The sequence below is a fragment of the Thermomicrobiales bacterium genome (assembly GCA_037045155.1).
GTDB lineage: Bacteria > Chloroflexota > Chloroflexia > Thermomicrobiales > CFX8 > JAMLIA01.
The window spans coordinates 395,113-415,693 of the sequence record JBAOIG010000003.1; the positions used below are offsets into that span (position 1 = coordinate 395,113).

Consider the following 20,581-nt stretch of genomic DNA (forward strand, 5'->3'; position numbering starts at 1 on the left):
AGTCAGAAGACCTGTCGCCAAGGCTTCATCGTGTACGATTGAAACACGCCGGCCTTGTTGAAGGGATCGTTCTGGATAAGCGCTTCGGCGGCCTGGTGATCGTCGGCCTCGTAGATGATGAGCGCGCCAGAGTCGTCCTCAAACGGCCCGGAGGCCCAGAGTTGGCCCTGCTCCTTCAGCTTCGTGAGGTATTCCCGATGAGTCGGGCGCACCCGGGCGATCGTGTCGGCATCATCAGCGTAGATGATGGTCGTCGCGAACTTCACGGTCTCGTTTCCTCTCAACGCTCCCCGCGATTGGTCGTGTTACGTCCAGTATAGTCGTTCCCGGCCGAAGTCTTATCGCGTCGTCACCCGAACCGCGTGCCAGATCGGGCGTATACTTCAGGATCCCGACGTGGAATCAGGGGTAGCAGGTCATCGCAGCGTGTGGACCGGCTCACAACGGGATCACCCCTTACGATACATTCACAGATGAGGACACATGTACGAACGAACATTAGTTACGTCCGACGGTCTGGCGCAACTGAAGGCCGAATATCAGGAGCTGATTACCGTCAAGAGGCCCGAAGTGATTCGCGCGATCGCTGCCGCTCGGGAAGAGGGTGATCTGCGCGAAAACGGTGGGTACCACGCCGCTCGCCACGATCAGACGCTGATCGAGGGCCGCATCAAGCAGCTGGAACAGATGCTGAAGCGCGTTGAGATTATCGACGAAGAGGCTGCCAGCACGGCCAGCACTGTTCGCCTTGGTTCGACGGTGACGATCGATATCGACGGAGACGAGGAGACGTATACGATCGTCGGGGCGGTCGAGGCCAATCCGACCGAAGGGCGAATCTCGAATGAGTCGCCGGTTGGGAAAGCGCTGATCGGACATGGTGTCGGTCAGGCGGTTGTCATTCATACACCGCACGCTATTCTCAAGGCGCGCATCCTGGCTATCGGCTGACATGCAAGACCAGCCGTTACTGTCACGAATCCAGCAGGTGGCCCGCCAACGCGCGGCGGCGAATGACGCCGCACACGATGCGGCGCACCTTGCGCGAGTCGTCGCCAATGCGCGTCTGCTGGCGGATGCTGAGATAGTGGCCGGCCGGCCGGTCGATCGTCACGTCGTCGAGGCCGCCGCCTGGCTGCATGACGTGATCGCGCTGCCGAAGGGACAAGGCGCGCCCGGCGAGGCCGCCCGTCTCTCCTCCGCCGAAGCTCGGACGATCCTTCGCGATCTCGGGGCGGGCGACGCGTTCGCCGAACACGTTGCGAGCGCGGTCGAGTCGCACTCGTTTTCCGGCGGGGTTGAACCCAGGACGCCCGAGGCGCGGATTGTTCAGGACGCCGACCGGCTCGACGCGCTCGGCGCGATCGGCATCGCCCGATTGTGGGTGACCGGCGCGATGCTCGGTGGATCGCTGTATGATCCGGACGATCCACTTGGTGTCAGGCGCGAACTCGATGATCGGGCCTGGGGACTCGACCATATCGAACGCAAGCTGTTGCGGCTTCCGGCGCTGATGCAGACCGATGCGGGACGGGCGGAAGCCGAGCGCCGCGCCGAGTTTGTCCGTTGCTTTCGCGACCAGCTACTACGCGAGATCGGCATCGACGCCCCCACGCTTCTTGACCGGCTGATTGCGAGAGGCGAGATCCACGCGCGGATGATCGAGCCGGGCGTGCCGACGCCGACGGTGGCGGACGCCGCCGCAGCGATTGGCGTCGATCCGCGACAGATCATCAAGTCCCTTCTCTTCACCGACGGTCGTGACGAGGTTGTGCTGGCAGTGTTGTCGGGATCGTCACGAGTCGATCGATTGCGGCTTGCCGACGTTGCCGGGCTGTCGCGAGTGAAGATGGCGCCAGCGGAACTGGTGCTCGCGCGAACAGGCTACCCCGCCGGCGGCACGCCACCAGTTGGACACATCGAAGCGCTTCCGGTTATCGTCGACGAGCAGGTTGCCGACCTGCCGGTTGTCTTCGGTGGCGGCGGGCGCGTCGATTCTCTGCTGGAGATCCGGCCGGCCGAGATCCTCCGTGTCACCGGCGCCCGCGTCGCGGATATTGCTGAATCTTCGCGCTGAGAGTGGCGCGCGAAACGTCGTGTTGGATTCGGACAGAGAAGAGGAGGCCGGCGCCATGGTGAAACAGGATGGAACCGCTGCGGTGGCGAAACCGACGCGCGGCCAGATTGCGCCGGACCTTGTTGGCCCGACGCCGCGTGGCAACCGGCTGTCAATTCGCCAGGCGTTCTATATGCGCCGCAACCTCGGCATACTCTTCGTTGCTGACGACGCCACCGGCCAGCGCTGGCTCACCGATGCCGTTGGTCAGCGGGATGCGGCCCATGCAGAGATCGGAGAGATTATCGCGATCGTCCCGCCTGGCATGGACACGCACAACCTGCCGGCGATCGTCGATGCCGACGGCGCACTGCGGGCGCGCTACGGTCTCGCCGAAGACGATCTTCCCGCCGTCTTTGTCACCGATCGTTATCTGAAGATCTTCTCCACCAATACCGGCGAAACAGAGACACCCGACCTGATGCCCGACGACATTCCCGGATGGCTCGAGTTCATCGCGGCTCGTTGCACCTGAGGGATTTGAGCCAGCCGCCTATGCGACTCCACACCAGTCGACCAGCAGGCAGGCAATTGTCTTCGAGGCCGTCAACAGGTCGGTGATGCTGATGTGCTCGTCGGCGTGGTGGGCGATTGTGACATCCCCCGCGCCGTACATGACGCATGGCATGCCGCCGATCATGCTGAACAGGCGCATGTCGGCGCCATACGTGACAGCCTCGACCGGTGGAGGGCTACCAGTGATTGCCGCGTGCGCATGAAGGATCGCTTGCGCGATCGGCGCGTCGACGGACGTCTCGGCCGGGGCGAACTGGCCACCAAACCACTCGATGACTGGCGGGTGCTCGCGCAGCCATGGGTCGCGGTTGGCGACGCTCATGATCCGTTCGACGACCTGCTGTTTGAATTCGTCCACGTCCTCGCCGGGGATCAGCCCGACGCGGCCCTCGGCCACCAGCGACTCCGGCACAGTCGAAGCCCAGACACCGGTGTGGACAACGCCGATGTTGATCGGGATCTTGTTGGCGATCGATGCGTAGAGTGGGTGCTGGAGCGTCGCGTTTCGTTCGGCCTCGAAGGCAAGCAGGTCCTGGAAGATCGGCACGAACTTCTCCAGCGCGGAGACTCCCTCGTCACGGACGGCCGCGTGAGCGGATCTGCCCTGAATCGTCATTCGGAACACCAGCGAGCCACCCTGGGCGGTGACCAACGCCAGCCGGGTGGGTTCGGTGATGAGCGTCGCGTCACCACGATACCCGCGCAAGATCGAAGAGAGGGCTCCGAGGCCACCGTCCTCTTCGCCAACCGTTGACAGGATCGTCGCGTCGCCGGCCAACTGAATGCCGAGCGTGTCAAGCGCATCGAATGCGGCCAGGAAGCTGACCAACCCACCGTGCATGTCGCAAGAGCCGCGTCCATACAGCAGGTCGCCGACAACCTCGCCGCCGAGCGGGTTGTGCGTCCAGGTCGCAGGATCGCCCGGCTCGACGGTGTCGACGTGGGCGTTGAGCAGGATCGACCGTCCGCCTCCCGCGCCACGCCGGATTCCGGCGACGTTCGCGCGGCCCGCGAAGACCGTCTGCCGCCCGACATGCTCGACAAATGGCGCAATCTCCTCGGGTGTTGCTTCCCATGCGTCCACATCCAGCGCCCGGTCTGCGAACGCCGCCGCGACGACTCGCTGGACCGGCCCTTCGTCATTTGTCACTGATGGGATCTGGACGAGTGATTGCAGCAGCGCGACGGTTGTGTCGCGCCGCTCGTCAATCGCCTGGCAGATTCTCGTTACCAGCGCCTGGTCGATCGACGACATCCGTCTCTCCTTAGTACATCCGTTCGATGTCGAGCACGTTGCGCATGTCGCTGGATCGTCCCTCGACGTAGCAGCGCAGATTGTGCAGGAAGATATCCGTGATCCGGCCATTCTCCCGGTCCGACGTGCTGGCCGAATGCGGGTTGATCAACACATTCGGCAGATCCCAGAACGGGGAGTCAGCCGGCAGCGGCTCGGTTCTGAAGACATCGAGCGCGGCAAAGCGGATCGTGCCGTCAAGGAGCTTCTCGAGCAACGCGGCCTCGTCGACCAGTGGCCCGCGGCCGATATTGATGAAGACGGCGCCCGGCGCCACAGCGTTGAAGGCTGCCCGGTCCATGATGTTCTCTGTCTCTGGGGTATGCGGCGCACAGAGGACGATCGCATCGGCAATACCGAGCATCTCGTGGAGCTCGTCGCGACGATAGAGACGCTCGACGCCCAGTTCTGCCGCGCGCTCCGGCCGGCAATCGCGCGCGGTGGCTACCGGGCGCATGTCGAAACATCGGGAGATACGGATGATCTCGCTGCCGATCTTGCCGGGCCCGACGATCGCGATGACCTTGCCGGACAGCTCATCCGAACAGAAGCGCACCCAACGATGAGCAGCCTGGTCGTTACGTAGGCGATCATGCTCCTTCACCACCATTAACAGCGCCATCATGACGAACTCGGCGAGTGGCCGGACGTGGACACCGCTGGCGGTCGTGATGATCAGCTCGCCTGGCTTGATCCCCATTGTGGCTACCGTCCGGCCAACTCCGGCGCTGGTTGTCTGAATCCAGCCAACACGCGGTGACGCCTCGTGGGGATGGAGCCTGCCGGGCGGGAAATCGAAGAGGATGTCGGCCGTCGCCAGCAATTCTGCCCAGCGCGCTGCTTGCTCGGAGGTGTGGTGATAGTCGTCGATGCCGTTGTGATCGGCGGTGTATCTGGTCGGAGGCAGCAGATCCGGCTCGTAGATCACGTCGACGCCGGCCGGCGCTTCACGTCTGATCCGATCGACGTGCTCGGCCTCGAGCGGCGTTGTGATCATCACCCGATGTGTCCCCACAACCATCCCTTTCAGTTCCCTCAATCGTTGCGACGGCAGGATAGCACAGCGTTCGTAGGTTAGAATCGCCCCGACAACCAGGTGAACGACATGGGGAGGAACGAGAAAATGGCAGACAACAACCCGGTTCTGGCGCGTCGACTGACACGCGCCCAGCAGGAGATGGCGCGGCAGGGGGTTGACTACCTGCTGGTGACGCCGTCGTCCGACTTGACATATCTGCTCGGATATCCGGCGCATGCATCAGAGCGACTGACGTTGCTCGGCGTCCCGCGTGAAGGCCGGCCGTTCGTCGTGGCCCCGCAACTGGAGGCTGTTCGGCTCGAGGCGCGGCGCGACATCGTCGATGTCCATGCCTGGGGCGAGACGGAGAATCCGTCGGCGCTGGTCGCGTCGCTGGTCGGTGACGCCGCCGGGAAGACGATAGCCGTGAGCGACCAGACTTTCTCTGTCTTTTTGATGCGGCTGCAGGCAGCCTTGCCTGGGGCAAGCTGGATCCCTGGTGGACACGTCATCGGACTGCTGCGCGTCGTCAAGGACGAGGCGGAAGTCGCGGCGCTGCGGGAGGCTGCCCGGCGGACCGACATCGGTTGGGCGCGGTTCGTCGAGTCCACGCGACTGTCGGGTCTGACGGAGCTTCAGGCCGCCGAGAGATTGGCTCAATGCCTGGCTGACGAGGGGTTGCCGAAGCCGGGATTCCTCATCGTTGCCAGCGGCCCGGGGTCAGCTTCGCCGCATCATATGACGGGCGAGCGAGTCATTGCGGAGGGAGACTCGGTCGTCTTCGACTTCGGCAGTACCTGGGAACACTACTATTCGGACATCACCCGGACCGTCCATGTCGGCGAACCGAGCGAGGAGTACCGCACGGTCTATGAGACTGTCCTGCAGGCGAATGCCGCGGCCAAGGCGGCTGCCCGACCGGGCGTGGCGTGCGAGGCCGTCGACAAGGCAGCCCGAGACGTCATCGAAGCAGCGGGCTATGGTGAGTACTTTATCCACCGCGTCGGCCACGGTCTTGGGCTGGATGTCCATGAGGAGCCGTACATGGTCCACGGCAACGCGACGCCACTACAGCCAGGCATGGTCTTTTCGGACGAGCCCGGTATCTACATTCCCGGTAAGTTCGGCGTGCGGATCGAGGATATCCTCGTTTGCACCGAAGACGGCTACGAGAGCCTGAATAACGCAGCCCGCGACCTGACAGTGATGGATTAGTCCATCGATCGGTTACGCTATCGCAATAGACAGAAAGGGCAGGGAATGGTCGAGATTCCAGCGACGGCTGAGGTCGTCATCATCGGCGCCGGTATCATGGGATGCTCGATCGCGTACCACCTTGCCGAGCGAGGGGTTCGCGATGTGGTTGTGCTGGAACGCGACCAGATTGGCCGCGGCGCAACGGCCGATGCGGCCGGCGGAATCCGGCTGCAGTTCTCGACCGAGACAAATATCCGACTCTCGCAGATCAGCCTCGAATACTGGGAGCAGTTTGAGGAACGATTCGGTGTCGATATCAACCTGCGGCAGCAAGGCTATCTCTTCCTGCTCACTGGCCAGGACGAGGTCGAAGTCTTTCAACAGAACCTCGCCCTCCAACAGTCTCTCGGCGTGCCGGTGCGCTGGGTAACCCCGGATGATATTCGCGCACTGAACCCGGCTGTCGTGGTGGACGACGTGATCGGCGGAACCTTCTGTCCGCGCGATGGCTGGGCCGATACGTCGACCAGCACGATGGGATTCGCCCAGGCGGCGCGTCGGCTCGGCGTCCGTATCGTCGAGGACGCTCCGGTCACCGGGTTTGACATTGGGGATGGGCGTATTCGCGGTGTTCGTAGCGGCGACTCACGGATCTCCGCGCCATTGGTCATCTGTTGCGCTGGGCCGCAGACGAACGCGGTCGGAGCGTTAGCAGGGCTGGACTTGCCGATCCACCCGTACCGGCGGATGTCGTTCATCACCGAGCCGTTTGACCTGATCCCGCCGACGGCTCCGATGACGATCGAGTTTGCTCGATCGCTGTACTTTCACCCCGAGAGTCAGGGCTTCCTCTTCGGCATGAGCAACAAGGATGAGCCCAGCTCGGAGAACAAGGTCGTGGACGACGACTGGATGGTGGCAACGGTTGAAGCACTGATCGAGCGCGCGCCGGTCTTCGAGGAGGCGGCTGTGCTGCGTGGCTGGGCGGGCTTCTACGAGGTCACCCCCGATGACAACCCGCTGGTTGGCCCCGTGCCGGAAATGGGGGGGTTGCTGGTGGCTGCCGGCTTCTCCGGTCACGGCTTCATGCAAGGGCCGGCCATCGGGAAGGTGGTTGCCGAGATGGTTGTGGATGGTGAGTCGAGCGCGATTGACGTGTCCGCCTTTCGCCCCAGCCGGTTTCAGGAGGGCGCGCTCGCGCAGGAGCATAACGTCATCTAGAGTCGGACGAGAGCGCTATGATCGTGGGAGTCGGCTATATCTCGGTACAGCTCTTCGAGAGCCAGTCGTTGAAGGAGAAGCGCCGCGTGGTTCGCTCGGTCGTCGAGCGGGCGCGATCGCGCTTCAACGTCAGCGTCGCTGAAGTCGACTATCTCGATTCCTGGCAGATGGCGGGTATCGGATTCAGTTGCGTGTCCAATTCCAGCATTCATGCCGACCGCATGCTCGCGGAGATCATCAAGTTCTTTGAAGCCAATCTCGCGTTTGGCGCGATCGCAGATATCTCGACCGAGCTGATCCACGTCGGCTGACAACGTGAGATGCCTCTCCGATCCGGAGAGGCATCTCACATTCAACCGCCTGAAATCGGGGCTAGTGCACTCCCCAGGGGAGTTTGCTCAACTCGAACCAGGAGAAGCCGTACAACCCAACGAACAACGCCAGGTAGATGAGCGCAAGCACCAGCGCGCCGGGGGTCTCAAACCCTTCGTGCTCTTTGTGCTTCTTGACGACAGCCTCATCCTCGCCAGATGCGCCAGAGACAACCGGCACCGGCGCAAACGTATCCGCCATGATCTTCCCGAGGTACGGAGTGGCCGAGCGTTTCCCGGTGAACACGGTCCCGACGATAACCGTCACGAACATGGCTCCACCGATCACGGCGAGAATACCGCCGATCCCGAGGAAAGCCAGGAACACGTCGATCGTCCGGGTCTCGAAGATATCGGACTTCAGCGGAAAGACGGAGGACGAGAACGTGATGTCCCAGTGCCGGCGTGGAACACCCCAGTGCCCCGCCAGCCCCATGCCTGCCGCCCAGATCACCATGCCTGCGCCGTAGATGTACGGCTGCCAGCGTGCGAACCCGCGTAGGACCAGCTCACGCTGGAAGATCAATGGAACCAGGTAGTAGGACAGCCCCATGAAGGCGATCGTCGTCCCGGTAACCACGGTCATGTGGAAGTGGGACGGGGAGAGAAGCGTGTTGTGCATGATCAGGTTGACCTGCGGGCCACCGATGATCACGCCACTGATGCCGCCCATGACACCGAAGAGGAAGAGGCTTACTGCCAGGGCCGCGAAGCCCGGCTCGCCCCAGGGGGCGCGTCGTAGCCACCCAAAGAGCCCCTTGCGGAAGCCCTGCTCGCGAAGCCCCAGCTCAATCGAGGCCGGGATGCTGAAGCCGTGGATCAGGCTCCCAAGAACCGCCAGGTACATCATGTAGCTGGTGTTGATGTTCCGGAACCACGGTGTCAGGCCCGGGTCGGCGAGAAGGTGGTGAATGGAGCCCATGTTGATGAAGAAGATGTAGAGGACAATCGCGAAGCGGCTCAGGCCTTCGTTCAGTGGCTTGGCGCCGGTGGTCAGGCTTGCAAGCCCATACCAGATCGCGACCATTGCCGCGAGATTGATCTGTTGGGCGCCATGTCCAAGCCCCCAGTAGAGCAGGCGGTAGACGCCTGGATCGACTGACGGGATCAGGCCGGCCGCCCAGAGGAACGCCGGAATCAGCGCCGCCGCGCCGGAGATCAGGCTCCAGAGCGCGATGATCGCCGCAGCGGCAAGCGCGAAGCTGAACAGCGGCAGGGAAGTGACATCACCTCTCATCCGCGCTCCGACGATGTTGATGAAGAAGTGAACGCAGCCGAGAATAGCGCCAACAGCGAACACGAGCACCGCTGCGTAGTAAAGAGCCGGCGCTTTCAGTGGCGGGTATGACGTGAACATCACGACTGCCCGGCCGGTGATCATCATCCAGGTCGCTACGAGAGAGCCGCCGAGCATCATGCCGTAGACGACCCAGCCGAGCTTTGGAACGAGCATCTTCGTGCTCAACAGGATGGTGCTGCCGAAGATCAGACCGGCCATCTCGAAAAAGATGATCCAGAAGATCAACATCACCATACCGTGAGCCGACACGAACTCGTAGAACCGGCTTGCGGACAGGAGGTGGACCGCCTCCCAGCGCGTCAGCGCGATACAGAGTGCGAGGAATCCGCCAAATGCCAGGAAGAGAACCGCTGTTACAGCGTGGAACTTGATCAGCTTCTCGGCCGATCGGTCAACTTCGAGCCCTGTCACAGCACAGCGTCTGAACAGACCCGGCGTTGCTATCGCCATGAGGTCACCCCTTCTCCCCCTACTAGTCGGTGACGATGATCTGGCCGGTCATCATGTGATGCAGAGGCCCGCAGTATTCGTTACAGATGATCGGGAATGTCCCCGATTCTTGTGGCGTCAGCTTGATTTCGGTGACGAACCCCGGAAGGATCTGTAGGTTCAGGGCATGTCCGGGCATCACCAGCGAGAAGCCGTGCTGCATATCGAGCGAGGAGATGTAGAAGGTGTAGGTCTCGCCACGCTTCAGCTGAATGACTGGACGCCATGCGTAGGTATACGCCTCGAGATAGACCTCGCCGCCCGGCTCGGGGGCCACGATCGGCACCCCCTCTACCTCGCCGACCGTATGCGCTGTGACATATGCGTCGACATGTGCCTTGTAGGCGGTCGGCTCGATACGGTAGCTGAGAATGTTGTTCTGTTGACTGCCGATCATCGGCCAGATGAATGAGATCATCGCAAACATCGACACGCCCCAGATAGCGGCAATGCCGAGCCACAATTTCTCATCACGCCCCATCGCGGTCCACCACACCCCCTGTGGCTTCGCGAACGTGCTGAATCGGTTGGCCATCGTCCCCCCTTGTCTACGATCGCCCAACGGGTCGAACCAAGCGCTACCTATTTCCCGAACAGCGGGACGCTGGCCAGGCTGAACAGACCCCAGACGATGTAGAACAGTGTCGGCACTACCAGCCCGGCGAAGAGCAACAGGAAGACATCGTCCATCAGCAGCTGCTGCCAGGGGATTCGCCGGCCGGCCTGGTCATGTGCAGGCTTCTGATCGCTCATCGTGGTTCACCCTCCTCGTGCGCGAACATTCCTCACGCTGTCCTGCGCATATGCGTGTGACGACTACCATGCCCATGCTCACCAATGTCATGGACAGGTGCAGCACAGGCAGGGGAGACCGCCATTGGGTGCTTGTGCACGGGTGTCGTCGTCGATGACGGCCACAGTAGTGGGATCAACTCCGAAGAGCAACTACCCCGTGGGATAGTCTTTCGAAGGTTCTACCCCACCCATTTGGGTGGCAGCGTGCGATCCAACTTGCCGGGCCGGCCGTTCGCGGAGATAGGGAACGGCAAGGATGCCGATCAGAACAGCAGCGTAAAACACCCCGCCTGCCACCCACATGATGATGCCGCCAAGCCGTTGATCGGTGTACGCCGTCAGCCCCCATGGTTTTGGAGTATCGGCATAGATCGGATAGATCAGATCCTGGGCAAGGGTAATCGTCGCGCACATGAGGTCGCTCGCCATCCAGGTAGCGAACAGCGCCAGAGCGGCTGCCGTCGTTGACAGCCGATGGTGTCGCGGCACCGGGTCAATCAGGACCCACCAGAAGAGGAGCGCTGTGAGAAGGAATGCCGCGTGCTCGATCTCGTGGATCATTTCATTTCGAACGGCTGCCTGATAGAAGCGTGGAAGATGCCAGAGAATGAACGAACCGTTGAAGAGGAGCACGACACTTACCGGATGAGTGAGGACGGTCAGAACACTCCGCACGCGGCGATGGCCGACGGTGTGACGCATCAGCGCGCGGCTGTGGCGGGGTGGCAGCCCGCGGAGCAGGATCTGCACTGGCCTTCCCAGCAGCAGCAGCGGCGCGACGACGAGCATCAGCAAGAGATGCTGGGTCATGTGGACCGAGAACAGCACACCGTTGAAGTGATCGAACGGGCCAGTCAGCGCCAGCGCCAGGGTCGCCAGTCCGGCGAGATACGCGACGACCTGCCAGTCTGGCGGCACGGGCCGGCCGGCCTTGGCAGCTGAACGGTATGCCACGAGGTAGCCCGCCGCGGCCGCTACGAGCAGCGGGGTGAGCAATGGGTCTGCTCGCCACGCCAACCACCAGTTACCGTGAAGCTCCCCGGCGTGCAGCAGGGTGATCAACATGGACGCCCCCGGATCATGGATTACACGTGTCGCATCTCGCAAGAGTGTCGCTCAATTGCGCCGCTTTGTCACGCTTGCAACCCGCGACGCCGAGGCGGTTGCGGCCCGACGTGGAGCAAGCAGCGCCTGGCTACTGTTGCGTCAGAGGCACCGTGAGCACCGTTTGCAGCGCGCCGTCGGCGACCAGTAGCGAGGCGCCGCTCGGCGCGACCACGACGCCGAATGGCTGGCGGAGCACTCCGACTCCAATCGCTGCGCCGGCCGTGCCGTTGGCGTCAAACGACACGACCGCGCCGTTTGTCGAGGTCGTCGCATAGACGACGCCGTTCGGGCCGACTGCCAGCCAGGGCTCGAAATACTGTAGCCCGACCCATTGTGGAACCTGCCAGGCGCCCAACCAACGGCCGTTGGCGTCGAAACGGGCAATCCGGCCATTGTGCGAATCCGCTACGAGGACGGCGCCATCATCCGCGACGGCGATCCCGACTGGTTCACGAAGCTGGCCATCGCCGTTCCCAGCGCCACCGAATGCACGGATGAACGTCCCCTCTGCGTCGAACACCTGGACGCGCTCGTTGCCGGTATCGGTGACATAGACGAGCCCCTCGTGGATTGCGATCCCTCGTGGTCCATAGAACGAACCTGTCTGCTGCTGTGCGTCGGGGCTGTCCTGAAGGTCAACGAATTGGCCCCATGCTCGTAGCGGCGAGCCATCAGCGTTGTAGACGACGATGCGATGGTTCCAGGTGTCCGCAACATAGATCGAGCCGTCGGGGGAGATAGCGATTCCGGCCGGCCCGCCGCCGCCAGCCGCGGTGTTGAGTCCAAGCTGCCCTGGCCCCGAGCCATTTGTTCCGATTGCGCGGACGAATGAACCGTCCGAGGAATATTCCTGGATGCGGGCGTTGCGTGAATCGACGACATAGATCGAGCCATCCGCGCCCACCGCAACGCCCCGAGGACCGTTGAGCTGCCCCTCCGCCGATCCTGCCCCAACGCGATCGAAGAGATTGAACGGTCCGGTGGCTTGAAAGAAGGTGTTGGCGATGTCGGGTGTTGCCAGCACCTGGAATGTCGTTGCGGCCGGCTTGTGGTCGAGTTTCCGCGTGATCATGAAGCCTGCGAAGTGTCGCCAGTCGTCGGGATTGACGATCCCGGTCGCTAGCCCGGCCCAGTCGGGCGATTCCCAGGCAGGGGCGAGCTCGTGCCCGTACTGATACGACTGACCACGCAGACCCGGCGTGACGACGGCGGCGTCACGCGAGCCATCGAGAATGACGACCTGGACATCAGCCGGCGGTGATTCAGTCTCCGGATCGAAGATGGTGAGATTCGGGTAATCGCGGAAGTACCACGCAAACGGTTGCTCGACGGCGATGTCGACGGCGATCCGCAGACCGTGGCCGCCGGCCGGGTCGCGTGAATCGCGCTGGGCCATTGTCATGTCACGGGAGAGGCGTTCCAGACGCCCGACAACGATGGGGATGTCCGCAGATAGCGCATGTGATGCCAGTGGATCACCGGGGTTGCCGGGCCGCTCGGACGCGGCTAGCACGCTCGAGCGTACTGTGAGCCCGCCGAGCACCAGCAACGCTGCCGAGAGGATGATCACGATGCGATCGCCCTGGATGCGCCGGCCGATCGTCGAGAGCGCGAACGCAAGCGGCACCACAGCGACCAGCACCAGGAGCACAAAGCGCATCAGCCAATCGAGTGTCTGCGAACCTGGCCCGCCACTCAGCAGCCCGAACATGCTGAGGATCGCCGAGAACATCAGTAGTGCGGCCACCACGTACAGCGTCGCCGGCCCGCGCCGGTACTCACCCCAGGGGAGCCGCGCCACGAGGTATGCTGCGCCAATCGCTCCCAGCAACGTCAGCGGCACGATCAGCACGACCCACGATGCCAACGTCCCCGCCCCAAACAGTGACGCGAACGCGAAAGCGATCGCTGCCCAGATCGTCGCGGCGCGAGTCAACGGCTGATCGCGTGTTGTGATGATTGCAACCGCGCCGAGGACGAGTAGCAGCGGTTCGTTGAGGATCAGATTGAAGGCCGGCATGTGCGCGAGTGAACCGATCTCGCGAAGGTGTGCGCTCCAGAGTTGGTCGAAAAGCTCGCGGAGCGAGGCAGTGAAACTGCCCGGCCGGGTCAATAGCACTGTCGTCGTGAGTATCAGTGTCGCCAGCGCGGCCACCACCGCCGCTAGATTCAGCGGCACGCGACGCGTGGTTGAGCTACCGATTGCGTTCGCGACGAGTCGTGCTCCAAGCCACGCGATGCCGGCGGCGACGATCCCGAACGGGTGACTCAGCGTCATCATCGCCAGAGATATGCCTGCCAGTATCGACCAGCCGATACCTTCGCCTGACTTGTCGCGGATCGTGGACAACAGGATGAGCATCGTGCCGAGTGCGACCAACGCCGCGCCGTCCACTGTGCGCGCGGCGACGATGAGCGTTGGGGACAATGCCGCCAGCACAAGTCCGCTCGCCGCGACCTGCCAGCCAAGGTGACGAACGAACGCTAGCCAGACCAGCGTCGCTGCGATTCCAGCTGCTGCGAAGCCCACCCGGACGACGGCGTCGTTTGCGCCCCCCGCGAACATAGCAAGTGCGGCCCACTCGACTGTTGTCGCAACTCCGTGGAGGTCTACCGCGGCCGTTTCTCCACGCACCAGCCGGTAGGCATCCGTCGCGGCGTTGGCGCCTGTGATCGAGAGTGGCCACCGGTCCAACCCGGCCAGCCGGAGCAGGGTTGCGGCGACGATGGCGATGCCGGCCAGCGCCCAACGGCCGGCGGCAAACGGCAGATCGATCGCCCGGTCGAGTACGGTCGTCTCCAACGGCTCGGGCTCTCGGATATCGTCGTCCAGCGCGAGATCACGGCTCAAGCGGTCGATGCCCTTTCATCACCTAGTAGCGAATCGCGTTCCAGGTCGTCAACAGGTCATTGCGTATGTAGACGCGGAAGTTGTATGAGCCGATCGGCGCCCACAGCTCCCGAAACGCCACGAGGCGAAACATCTTCGCCTGCTCGGCGGGATCGCGCATCCCCCAGACTGAATGCCAGATACTGCCGACGACATCACCAGCGGTGAACGGACCCTTCTGGTCTGTCTGATAGTTCTGCCGGCTCGCGTTGTTCAGCTCCGGCGCGATCGCGAACTTGCGATAGGTTTCGTCTTCGGGGAACCACCACCGCATCGCATATTCGGTATAGGTGTAGCCCGAGAGCATCTGCAGGTTCTCGGCCGTCAGGTTGTCGTTCGCGATCAGAACGACTGGCGCATCCGGCGTCTGGGAGATCGTCGTGCCGAAGTAGTGGCGGTTAGGGTAGTTGCGAAGATACCACTGAAATGGCCATGACGTGCCGGAATCGTACGAGACCACCATGTCCTTACCGCCGGTCAATTCGCGTGAAAGAGTCCCGATGTCGGACATGACACGCGTGACATCCGGCGAGGTCTGGACATAGATAAGCATGTCCTTCGGGGTGTCGCCTTCCTGATAAGACATCCGGAAGCCGACATGCGTCTGGGCGACGAGAAGCATGCCCACTGCGGCGATCCCGAGCACACTTGCAGCCAGGCGCGGCCCCATTCGGGCGCCGCTCCAGACGATCAGGGCGACCAGGGCGAGAATGGGCAGGTACAGAATCCACGGATGATCGACGGTGAGCGGCCGCATCTCCCGGATCAGCGCTCCGCTGCCCTGGCGAACCCACGGGCCTGCGCTCGCCCACGACCAGAGCGCAAACCACCCAGCCGCAAGGAGCAGAATGCCGGCGGCGGGTACCCAGATGAAGCGCGTTGGGAGCTGCCGTTCGCTCACCGCTCGTTCGACGCTCTCGGCCGCAGATCCGACGACCGATGCCGCGAGAATCGCCAGCGGCAGCACGGTGTGGACCGTTAGCCAGGGCATCTTCTCCCCCGCCCAGGAGTAGATCGCGAGGTTCATGAACGCCCAGTAGAGCGCGAAGCCACGAAGATAGGTGCGTGAATCGACAGGCCGGCGAAACAGCACGGCCGGCACGAGGCGTCGTATTGTCAAGCCGATCGCGATCGGAAACAGCAGCACGGCAACGAACTCGTACTGCGCCATCAGCACGAGGTAGTAGAACCATGGCTGCTCCGCCCGCTGGACATCGTGCTGGCCGAGCCAGTAGCCGAGCGCGCCAACGGTTCCGCTGGCGAGGCCGGCCATGTTGGTGAACATGCTGGTGTACAGCGCAACAAACGCCGTCAACCCGAGCCCGATCGCCAGCCAGAGCGTCCGACGGTTGGTCAAGAGCGTCAACAGCGCCGCTCCAGTTGAGCCCGGTGGCTGGTTGCCGAGCACACCCGCGAGCCAGCCGCTTTCCTCCGCGTTGCGCGCTCTCTCGAGTGTGCTGAGCGTGGCGACTATCCCGAGCACCAGCACGCCGATCGCAGCGAGGAAGGTTGGATGGACAACAAGGTCGACCGCGAACGCCCGGATGTTGTCGCCGGTTGGGTGCTCCCAGGGAATACTCGGCAACGGCGGCGCGCCGAACCGTGGCATCAGAAGCCAGACGGCCGCCAACCCGCCTCCGGCGCCAGCGACGACGCCGAATGCTGCCCGGCTCACCTGCCAGGTGACAACCCCTAGCACGAACGTCACCAGGATGAAGGCGACGATGAAGGACACCTCCATTGTCGCGAAGAGCAGCCCGGCCATGATCCCGACGGTGATGACCCAGCGCCGTTCCGGCTTCTCCATATAGCGCAGACAGGCGATGACGATCGTCAGCGTCGTGACCAGGACGAACGGATCATGGCGGATATAGCGAGTGTAGTAGAGCATTGACGGTGACAAGAGCAAGAACACCGAGCAAGCCAGCGCGCCCCAACGCCCCAGCTGATTCGGGCCGCGGAGTAGCGCCGGCAAGAGCACCAGGATCACTCCGAGCAAAGCCGGCCATATCCGCGAGACATAATCATTGTCGCCAAATAGCAGGAACGCGAGCGCGTCAGCGTGGAAGAGCGTCGGCCCATGCATCAACGGGTCGTGGACATAGCCTTGGCCAACTGCGTAAAGCCACGAGAAATACGCGTGTAGACTCTCGTCGTGGTGGAGCGCGCGAGTGGACAGATCCCAGAAGCGTGTCAGGATCGCCAATGCGCCCAACACCACGTAGATCACTGCCTCGACTGTCACCCGCACACGCGGCGACTGCTCGGAAAGCGTCTGCTCCAGACGGTGTTCGGTGAATGTGCCGGCCGCTCTGACGTCACCGGATGAACTGCCGGCGGCAGATGGAGCCGATGTTGCAAAGATGATCCGCCTCGGGCGCGTATGATTCATCGAGAGATCGTTATCCTGCCGCGTTTGTCGCCGGAGGCGGGCCGACGGCGCCCTGCCAGCCGTGTTTGTCTACATGCGTCGATGCCCGACGTAGTGTACACAGTGCCCCCTTCGGGATGTTTGGGTCAGTCTTGTTGCGGCGCCGTGATCACTGGTTGTGACAATCCGGCTTGCTGCGAAGCGATACGGATGGGGAGGACACAGAAGTGTCGAAGTTTCCGGACGCGTCGGATTCAATCCCGTCGGGCGTTCGCACATCGGGAGTGGCGCGCCTGTTCGTCGTATCCGATGGCGGCGGCGCGACCGCAGAAGCGGCGATCGACGCGGCGATGGTGCAGTTTCCGGACACAGAGTTCGCAATCACCCGCCGGCCAGGTGTGCGCACGCGCGACCAGGTTCTCAGCGTCGTGCGCGAGGCATCGGCCGACCAGGGGATTATCGTTCACACCATCGTGATCCAGGAACTCCGGCAGATTCTGGTCCGCGAGTGTCGCCAGCGGATCATCCCGCATTTCGATCTCATTGGCCCGCTGATCGGTCATATCTCGCAGCAGGTCGGAATGCGACCGGTGTTCCAGCCAGGAATCTCGCGCGGAATAGACACCGACTACTTCCAGCGAATCGACGCTATCCAGTTCACGGTCCAGCACGATGACGGCCAGAGCTCCAGCACGCTCGACCAGGCCGATCTGGTGCTGGTGGGGGTCTCGCGGTCATCCAAGACGCCGCTTTCGATCTTCCTCTCGATGCGCGGCTGGCGGGTCGCAAATATCCCGATCGTCCTTGGCGTGCCGCCACCACCTCAGCTACAGACGATGGATCAGCACAAGATCGTCGCGGTGACGATCGATTCGCCGTATTTGCGTGAGATTCGGCGGAATCGGCTTCAGGCACTCGGTCAGCAGATCGACGGCGCATATGCCGACGCGGACAAGATCGACGAGGAGATGACCTACTTCCGGCGGATCGTCCGCAGTGGCTATCCATGGCCGATCGTCAACATCACCGGCAAGTCGGTCGAGGAGGCAGCCAAAGAAATTATTGCGATCATCGAGGAGCAGCGCGCGCTCGAAGACCCACTCTACGGCACGCCGCTCCCCGCGCCACTCCTGCGTAGCGACGAGCAGCGGCCGTGACGCGCAACGCGCCGGTGGATGACTATGGCTGGTGTCGGAGTCAGTCCTTCTTCTTGAACAATCCGCCGGCCAGGTCGCTGATCTTGTCGCCCAGGCCCGAGGGGATCTTGTCCGAGAATTGGTCAAGCCCCGGGATCTTCTCGACCATCGCCCGCAACTGCTCGTCGGAGGCATGGCTGGCGAAGAAATCGGTAACGACCGACACCGCCTTGTGCGCCTGCTCGGCGCTCAGTCCTGCCTTCTCCTGCAATTCCTGAAGTAGCTGATCCATTCATCTCTCCCGTTACAGAGTCGAACGGCCGAACCGATCGGCGCAACGTGAACACCGTGTGTCAGGACGTTGCCGCCGTTGCGTCGTGGGCCTTTGTCTCGGCCTCGCTGCCAGTCAGCGTGAGATGGATCTTATCGCCATCGACCTCGCGGACCCAATCCATCGGGATGCGAATGTCGTGGGTGAAGATCCAGCCCTTCTTGATCAGAAAGCCCGTGACCTCGCCGTCGGTGTTGACGTACACCTCCTCGACGGTCCCGATCTTCTTTTCGTCGGATCCGACGACGTCGGTTCCTGCGCTGATGAGGGTGTTTGTCTCTTCGAGGTTCGACTGATTCTGGAGGATCGGTGGGTTAGTTGGCGCAGCGTCGTAGAAGCTATCGCTGCGCCCCTCGTAGCCGCGGCCGATGAACGGCGCGCCGTAGAGGTAGAGCCCCCCGCTCGCGCTCGGCTGTACATAAGGAAGCGAGTCGTAATCCCCGCGCGGCACTTCGACGAACTGCCTCGTGACGAACGTCGGAAGCTGCGCGGCGTCCTTCTCGGATAGATCGAGTGTCAGCGCGTTGCTGGCCTCGCCGGATATCATCGACATGTCGACGATATGGTCGTGATTGCCAATCAACCCGCCGCCCACGATCAAGCTGAGAATCTGCTTCGACGCCGGGTCAAACACCAGCTTTCTGACAGCGCCAAGCTTGTGACCGTCCGATGTCAAGACATCCATGCCCAGATCGATATTCATACTGTCCTCCGTTTCGCGCTTGAAAGAGTCCTGAGACGGGAAACGCAAGGCATATGCCATCTGGTTGTCGTCGCGGTTACGATCAGTATCCTGCCGGCGTCATGTCTGTTCAGTCTGCCAGGTGAGGAGGGACGCCGGAATGACCATCGACTCGTTTGAGTCGATGCCGGACGACGCCGGGAACGACGGAATTCATCGCTGTGCCAGCGGCTGCGGTTGCCCAGGTTGTGTTCCAGGAGGTGGTCATGCCCTGGAGGCTACGACAGAACGGGGCGGCTGACAGATACGGTGCTTGATAACGCGCGCGACACGACCGGCGCTCGACTGAGCGCCGGCCGTTGTCCGTCTGCGGTGGGCTAGGAGTTTCCGACCTTCGCGCCGTCGAACGATTCCTCGCGGGCGTTGCGCCGCATGAAGGTGAGGTACTCGTCCTTCGTCATCGGTGGTTTGGTCGTCTCGAGGATGTGCTTGGCGATCTCGGCGTTGCCGGCCAGCAAGTCGATGACCGTCATCGCCATCAGCTTGGCCGGCAGGATATACGCCTGATACTTGTCCTCGATTGCCCAGTCGGTGCCGTGGCCGGTGCCGGAGAAGCCGCGGACGTGCGGGTGCAACGCCGGCATGATGTGAGCGATGTCGCCCATGTCGGTGGAACCGGTTTTGTGGCCGGTTTCCTCCCAGTCGCTCTCACCGTAGAACGACAGGAAATTGTCTCGAAACAGATCTGCCATCTGGCGGTTGTTGAAGAGCGGCATGTAGCCCGGCAGCGTCGCGATTTCCACTTGCGCGCCAAGCGCGACCGCACCAGCGCGAAGCGCGCGGTCTACCTTGCGGCCGGCGTCCTCAATCGCCTCGGCGGTCTTGCCGCGGACCATCGTCTCGAACCGCACGTCATTCGGGATGACGTTGACGAGGTCGCCGCCGCGAGTGAGGATCGGGTGAATACGAACGGTGTCTTCGTCCTTGAACGTCTCTCGCTGGGCGTTGATCGAGGCCAGTGCGATCTCGGCGGCGTACAGCGAGTTGATGCCGCGATGCGGGGCGCCGCCGGCGTGGGCGGCCTTGCCGACGAAGCGAGCCTGCTTGCCGATGAAGCCGTTGTTCGATGCTCCGACGCCCGCGATCGCCTCCATATTCTGGCTGCTGGCGCCGTGGACCATCATCGCCATATCGACGTCGTCAAACGCGCCGAGCCGGATCATCTCGCTCTTGCCGCCGAGAAACTCAGTCTTGCCCTCGCGACGGAGCTGGACGCGATAATCGATCTCGACATATTCCTCTGCCGGAACCGCGAAGAAGGCCACGTTCCCGGCCAACTCGGCCAGCACTCCGGACTTGATCAGGCCGTTGGCGACGCCGAGCATCGTTGTAATCTGGGCGTTGTGGCCGCAGCAATGCGCCGCGCCGGTGTCCGGGTTGGCGAACTCGTGATCGGCGACCAACACCGAATCCAGCTCCCCGAGAACGCCGACGGTCGGCCCGGGTGATCCACCGGCCACAACAGTCTTCAGCCCGGTGACGGCGATCTCTTCGTGGTACCCGAGCCCCAGCCTCTGGAACTCGCCGGCGACGATATTGGCCGTCCTGAACTCCTTGAAGCCCAGCTCAGGGTCGCGATAGATGCGCTCGCCGACGCTGATGAGATGATCCGCATTGCGGTCAATCTCATCCAGGACGCGCTGCTTGAGCTCTTCGTACTGCATGATACTCCTCATTCCCTCTCTTC

Annotated in this window: 19 protein-coding genes; 7 read left to right on the plus strand and 12 right to left on the minus strand. The window is 62.7% G+C overall.

Translation table 11 applies throughout. From position 1 onward, the window contains the following. Window positions 1–2 precede the first annotated feature (2 nt). Complete coding sequence (locus V9F06_04885; protein MEI2616970.1) at window positions 3–266, minus strand: YciI family protein; 264 nt, start codon at window positions 264–266, stop codon at window positions 3–5. A gap of 217 nt (window positions 267–483) precedes the next feature. Here V9F06_04885 and greA point away from each other — a divergent pair, with 217 nt between their 5' ends. From greA to V9F06_04900, 3 genes are read left to right on the plus strand one after another with little or no spacing between them, the layout of a single operon-like run. Next, on the plus strand, window positions 484–951 hold the full coding sequence (gene greA, locus V9F06_04890; protein MEI2616971.1) for a transcription elongation factor GreA: 468 nt from the start codon (window positions 484–486) through the stop codon (window positions 949–951). Window position 952: 1 nt separating this feature from the next. Then, window positions 953–2,077, plus strand: a complete 1,125-nt coding sequence (locus V9F06_04895) for a YbaK/EbsC family protein (protein MEI2616972.1) — start codon at window positions 953–955, stop codon at window positions 2,075–2,077. Window positions 2,078–2,132: 55 nt separating this feature from the next. Next, complete coding sequence (locus tag V9F06_04900) at window positions 2,133–2,591, plus strand: hypothetical protein (protein ID MEI2616973.1); 459 nt, start codon at window positions 2,133–2,135, stop codon at window positions 2,589–2,591. An 18-nt stretch (window positions 2,592–2,609) separates the two neighbouring features. On the opposite strand, the gene V9F06_04905 is transcribed toward V9F06_04900, so the two are convergent. Beyond that, window positions 2,610–3,887, minus strand: coding sequence for an ArgE/DapE family deacylase (locus V9F06_04905; GenBank protein MEI2616974.1), 1,278 nt, complete (start codon window positions 3,885–3,887; stop codon window positions 2,610–2,612). A 10-nt stretch (window positions 3,888–3,897) separates the two neighbouring features. Then, window positions 3,898–4,947 (minus strand): D-2-hydroxyacid dehydrogenase, encoded by a 1,050-nt coding sequence (locus V9F06_04910; GenBank protein MEI2616975.1) that lies wholly within the window; start codon window positions 4,945–4,947, stop codon window positions 3,898–3,900. A 102-nt stretch (window positions 4,948–5,049) separates the two neighbouring features. Between V9F06_04910 and V9F06_04915 the strand changes: the two genes are divergently transcribed. The 3 genes from V9F06_04915 to V9F06_04925 are packed head-to-tail and all read left to right on the plus strand — an operon-like array spanning window position 5,050 to window position 7,673. Next, window positions 5,050–6,159: a Xaa-Pro peptidase family protein gene (locus V9F06_04915; protein ID MEI2616976.1), complete on the plus strand. Its 1,110-nt coding sequence runs from the start codon at window positions 5,050–5,052 to the stop codon at window positions 6,157–6,159. Window positions 6,160–6,204: 45 nt separating this feature from the next. After that, the gene (locus tag V9F06_04920; protein MEI2616977.1) at window positions 6,205–7,362 is read left to right on the plus strand and encodes an FAD-binding oxidoreductase; all 1,158 of its coding nucleotides are present in this window, start codon (window positions 6,205–6,207) and stop codon (window positions 7,360–7,362) included. A 17-nt stretch (window positions 7,363–7,379) separates the two neighbouring features. Next, a complete protein-coding gene (locus V9F06_04925) occupies window positions 7,380–7,673 on the plus strand; it encodes a DUF503 domain-containing protein (protein MEI2616978.1) in 294 nt (97 codons plus the stop codon). Between the two features lie 61 nt (window positions 7,674–7,734). Here the strand turns inward: V9F06_04925 and V9F06_04930 are convergent, their stop codons facing one another. The 6 genes from V9F06_04930 to V9F06_04955 form a co-directional block, all read right to left on the minus strand. Further along, window positions 7,735–9,483: a cbb3-type cytochrome c oxidase subunit I gene (locus tag V9F06_04930; GenBank protein ID MEI2616979.1), complete on the minus strand. Its 1,749-nt coding sequence runs from the start codon at window positions 9,481–9,483 to the stop codon at window positions 7,735–7,737. A gap of 22 nt (window positions 9,484–9,505) precedes the next feature. Beyond that, window positions 9,506–10,057, minus strand: coding sequence for a cytochrome C oxidase subunit II (locus V9F06_04935; protein ID MEI2616980.1), 552 nt, complete (start codon window positions 10,055–10,057; stop codon window positions 9,506–9,508). Between the two features lie 47 nt (window positions 10,058–10,104). Beyond that, on the minus strand, window positions 10,105–10,275 hold the full coding sequence (locus V9F06_04940) for a hypothetical protein (GenBank protein MEI2616981.1): 171 nt from the start codon (window positions 10,273–10,275) through the stop codon (window positions 10,105–10,107). A gap of 192 nt (window positions 10,276–10,467) precedes the next feature. Next, a complete protein-coding gene (locus V9F06_04945) occupies window positions 10,468–11,382 on the minus strand; it encodes a cytochrome c oxidase assembly protein (protein MEI2616982.1) in 915 nt (304 codons plus the stop codon). A 130-nt stretch (window positions 11,383–11,512) separates the two neighbouring features. Further along, on the minus strand, window positions 11,513–14,275 hold the full coding sequence (locus V9F06_04950; protein MEI2616983.1) for a 6-bladed beta-propeller: 2,763 nt from the start codon (window positions 14,273–14,275) through the stop codon (window positions 11,513–11,515). Window positions 14,276–14,297: 22 nt separating this feature from the next. After that, the gene (locus tag V9F06_04955) at window positions 14,298–16,706 is read right to left on the minus strand and encodes a flippase activity-associated protein Agl23 (protein MEI2616984.1); all 2,409 of its coding nucleotides are present in this window, start codon (window positions 16,704–16,706) and stop codon (window positions 14,298–14,300) included. 206 nt (window positions 16,707–16,912) lie between these two features. Here V9F06_04955 and V9F06_04960 point away from each other — a divergent pair, with 206 nt between their 5' ends. Next, entirely contained in the window at window positions 16,913–17,842 is a 930-nt protein-coding gene (locus V9F06_04960) for a pyruvate, water dikinase regulatory protein (protein MEI2616985.1), read from the plus strand. A gap of 40 nt (window positions 17,843–17,882) precedes the next feature. On the opposite strand, the gene V9F06_04965 is transcribed toward V9F06_04960, so the two are convergent. From V9F06_04965 to V9F06_04975, 3 genes are all read right to left on the minus strand, one after another. After that, window positions 17,883–18,113: a hypothetical protein gene (locus tag V9F06_04965; protein MEI2616986.1), complete on the minus strand. Its 231-nt coding sequence runs from the start codon at window positions 18,111–18,113 to the stop codon at window positions 17,883–17,885. A 61-nt stretch (window positions 18,114–18,174) separates the two neighbouring features. Next, window positions 18,175–18,855: a PRC-barrel domain-containing protein gene (locus tag V9F06_04970; protein ID MEI2616987.1), complete on the minus strand. Its 681-nt coding sequence runs from the start codon at window positions 18,853–18,855 to the stop codon at window positions 18,175–18,177. Between the two features lie 356 nt (window positions 18,856–19,211). Next, entirely contained in the window at window positions 19,212–20,558 is a 1,347-nt protein-coding gene (locus V9F06_04975) for an amidohydrolase (protein ID MEI2616988.1), read from the minus strand. Between the last annotated feature and the right edge of the window lie 23 nt (window positions 20,559–20,581).

Coding starts and splice junctions, on each gene's coding strand:
- V9F06_04945 (MEI2616982.1), bottom strand. CDS start 11,382: ATGTTGATCACCCTGCTGCACGCCGGGGAGCTTCACGGTAACTGGTGG.
- V9F06_04900 (MEI2616973.1), top strand. CDS start 2,133: ATGGTGAAACAGGATGGAACCGCTGCGGTGGCGAAACCGACGCGCGGC.
- V9F06_04955 (MEI2616984.1), bottom strand. CDS start 16,706: ATGAATCATACGCGCCCGAGGCGGATCATCTTTGCAACATCGGCTCCA.
- greA (MEI2616971.1), top strand. CDS start 484: ATGTACGAACGAACATTAGTTACGTCCGACGGTCTGGCGCAACTGAAG.
- V9F06_04935 (MEI2616980.1), bottom strand. CDS start 10,057: ATGGCCAACCGATTCAGCACGTTCGCGAAGCCACAGGGGGTGTGGTGG.
- V9F06_04970 (MEI2616987.1), bottom strand. CDS start 18,855: ATGAATATCGATCTGGGCATGGATGTCTTGACATCGGACGGTCACAAG.
- V9F06_04895 (MEI2616972.1), top strand. CDS start 953: ATGCAAGACCAGCCGTTACTGTCACGAATCCAGCAGGTGGCCCGCCAA.
- V9F06_04975 (MEI2616988.1), bottom strand. CDS start 20,558: ATGCAGTACGAAGAGCTCAAGCAGCGCGTCCTGGATGAGATTGACCGC.
- V9F06_04925 (MEI2616978.1), top strand. CDS start 7,380: ATGATCGTGGGAGTCGGCTATATCTCGGTACAGCTCTTCGAGAGCCAG.
- V9F06_04905 (MEI2616974.1), bottom strand. CDS start 3,887: ATGTCGTCGATCGACCAGGCGCTGGTAACGAGAATCTGCCAGGCGATT.
- V9F06_04910 (MEI2616975.1), bottom strand. CDS start 4,947: ATGGTTGTGGGGACACATCGGGTGATGATCACAACGCCGCTCGAGGCC.
- V9F06_04920 (MEI2616977.1), top strand. CDS start 6,205: ATGGTCGAGATTCCAGCGACGGCTGAGGTCGTCATCATCGGCGCCGGT.
- V9F06_04930 (MEI2616979.1), bottom strand. CDS start 9,483: ATGGCGATAGCAACGCCGGGTCTGTTCAGACGCTGTGCTGTGACAGGG.
- V9F06_04915 (MEI2616976.1), top strand. CDS start 5,050: ATGGCAGACAACAACCCGGTTCTGGCGCGTCGACTGACACGCGCCCAG.
- V9F06_04940 (MEI2616981.1), bottom strand. CDS start 10,275: ATGAGCGATCAGAAGCCTGCACATGACCAGGCCGGCCGGCGAATCCCC.
- V9F06_04965 (MEI2616986.1), bottom strand. CDS start 18,113: ATGGATCAGCTACTTCAGGAATTGCAGGAGAAGGCAGGACTGAGCGCC.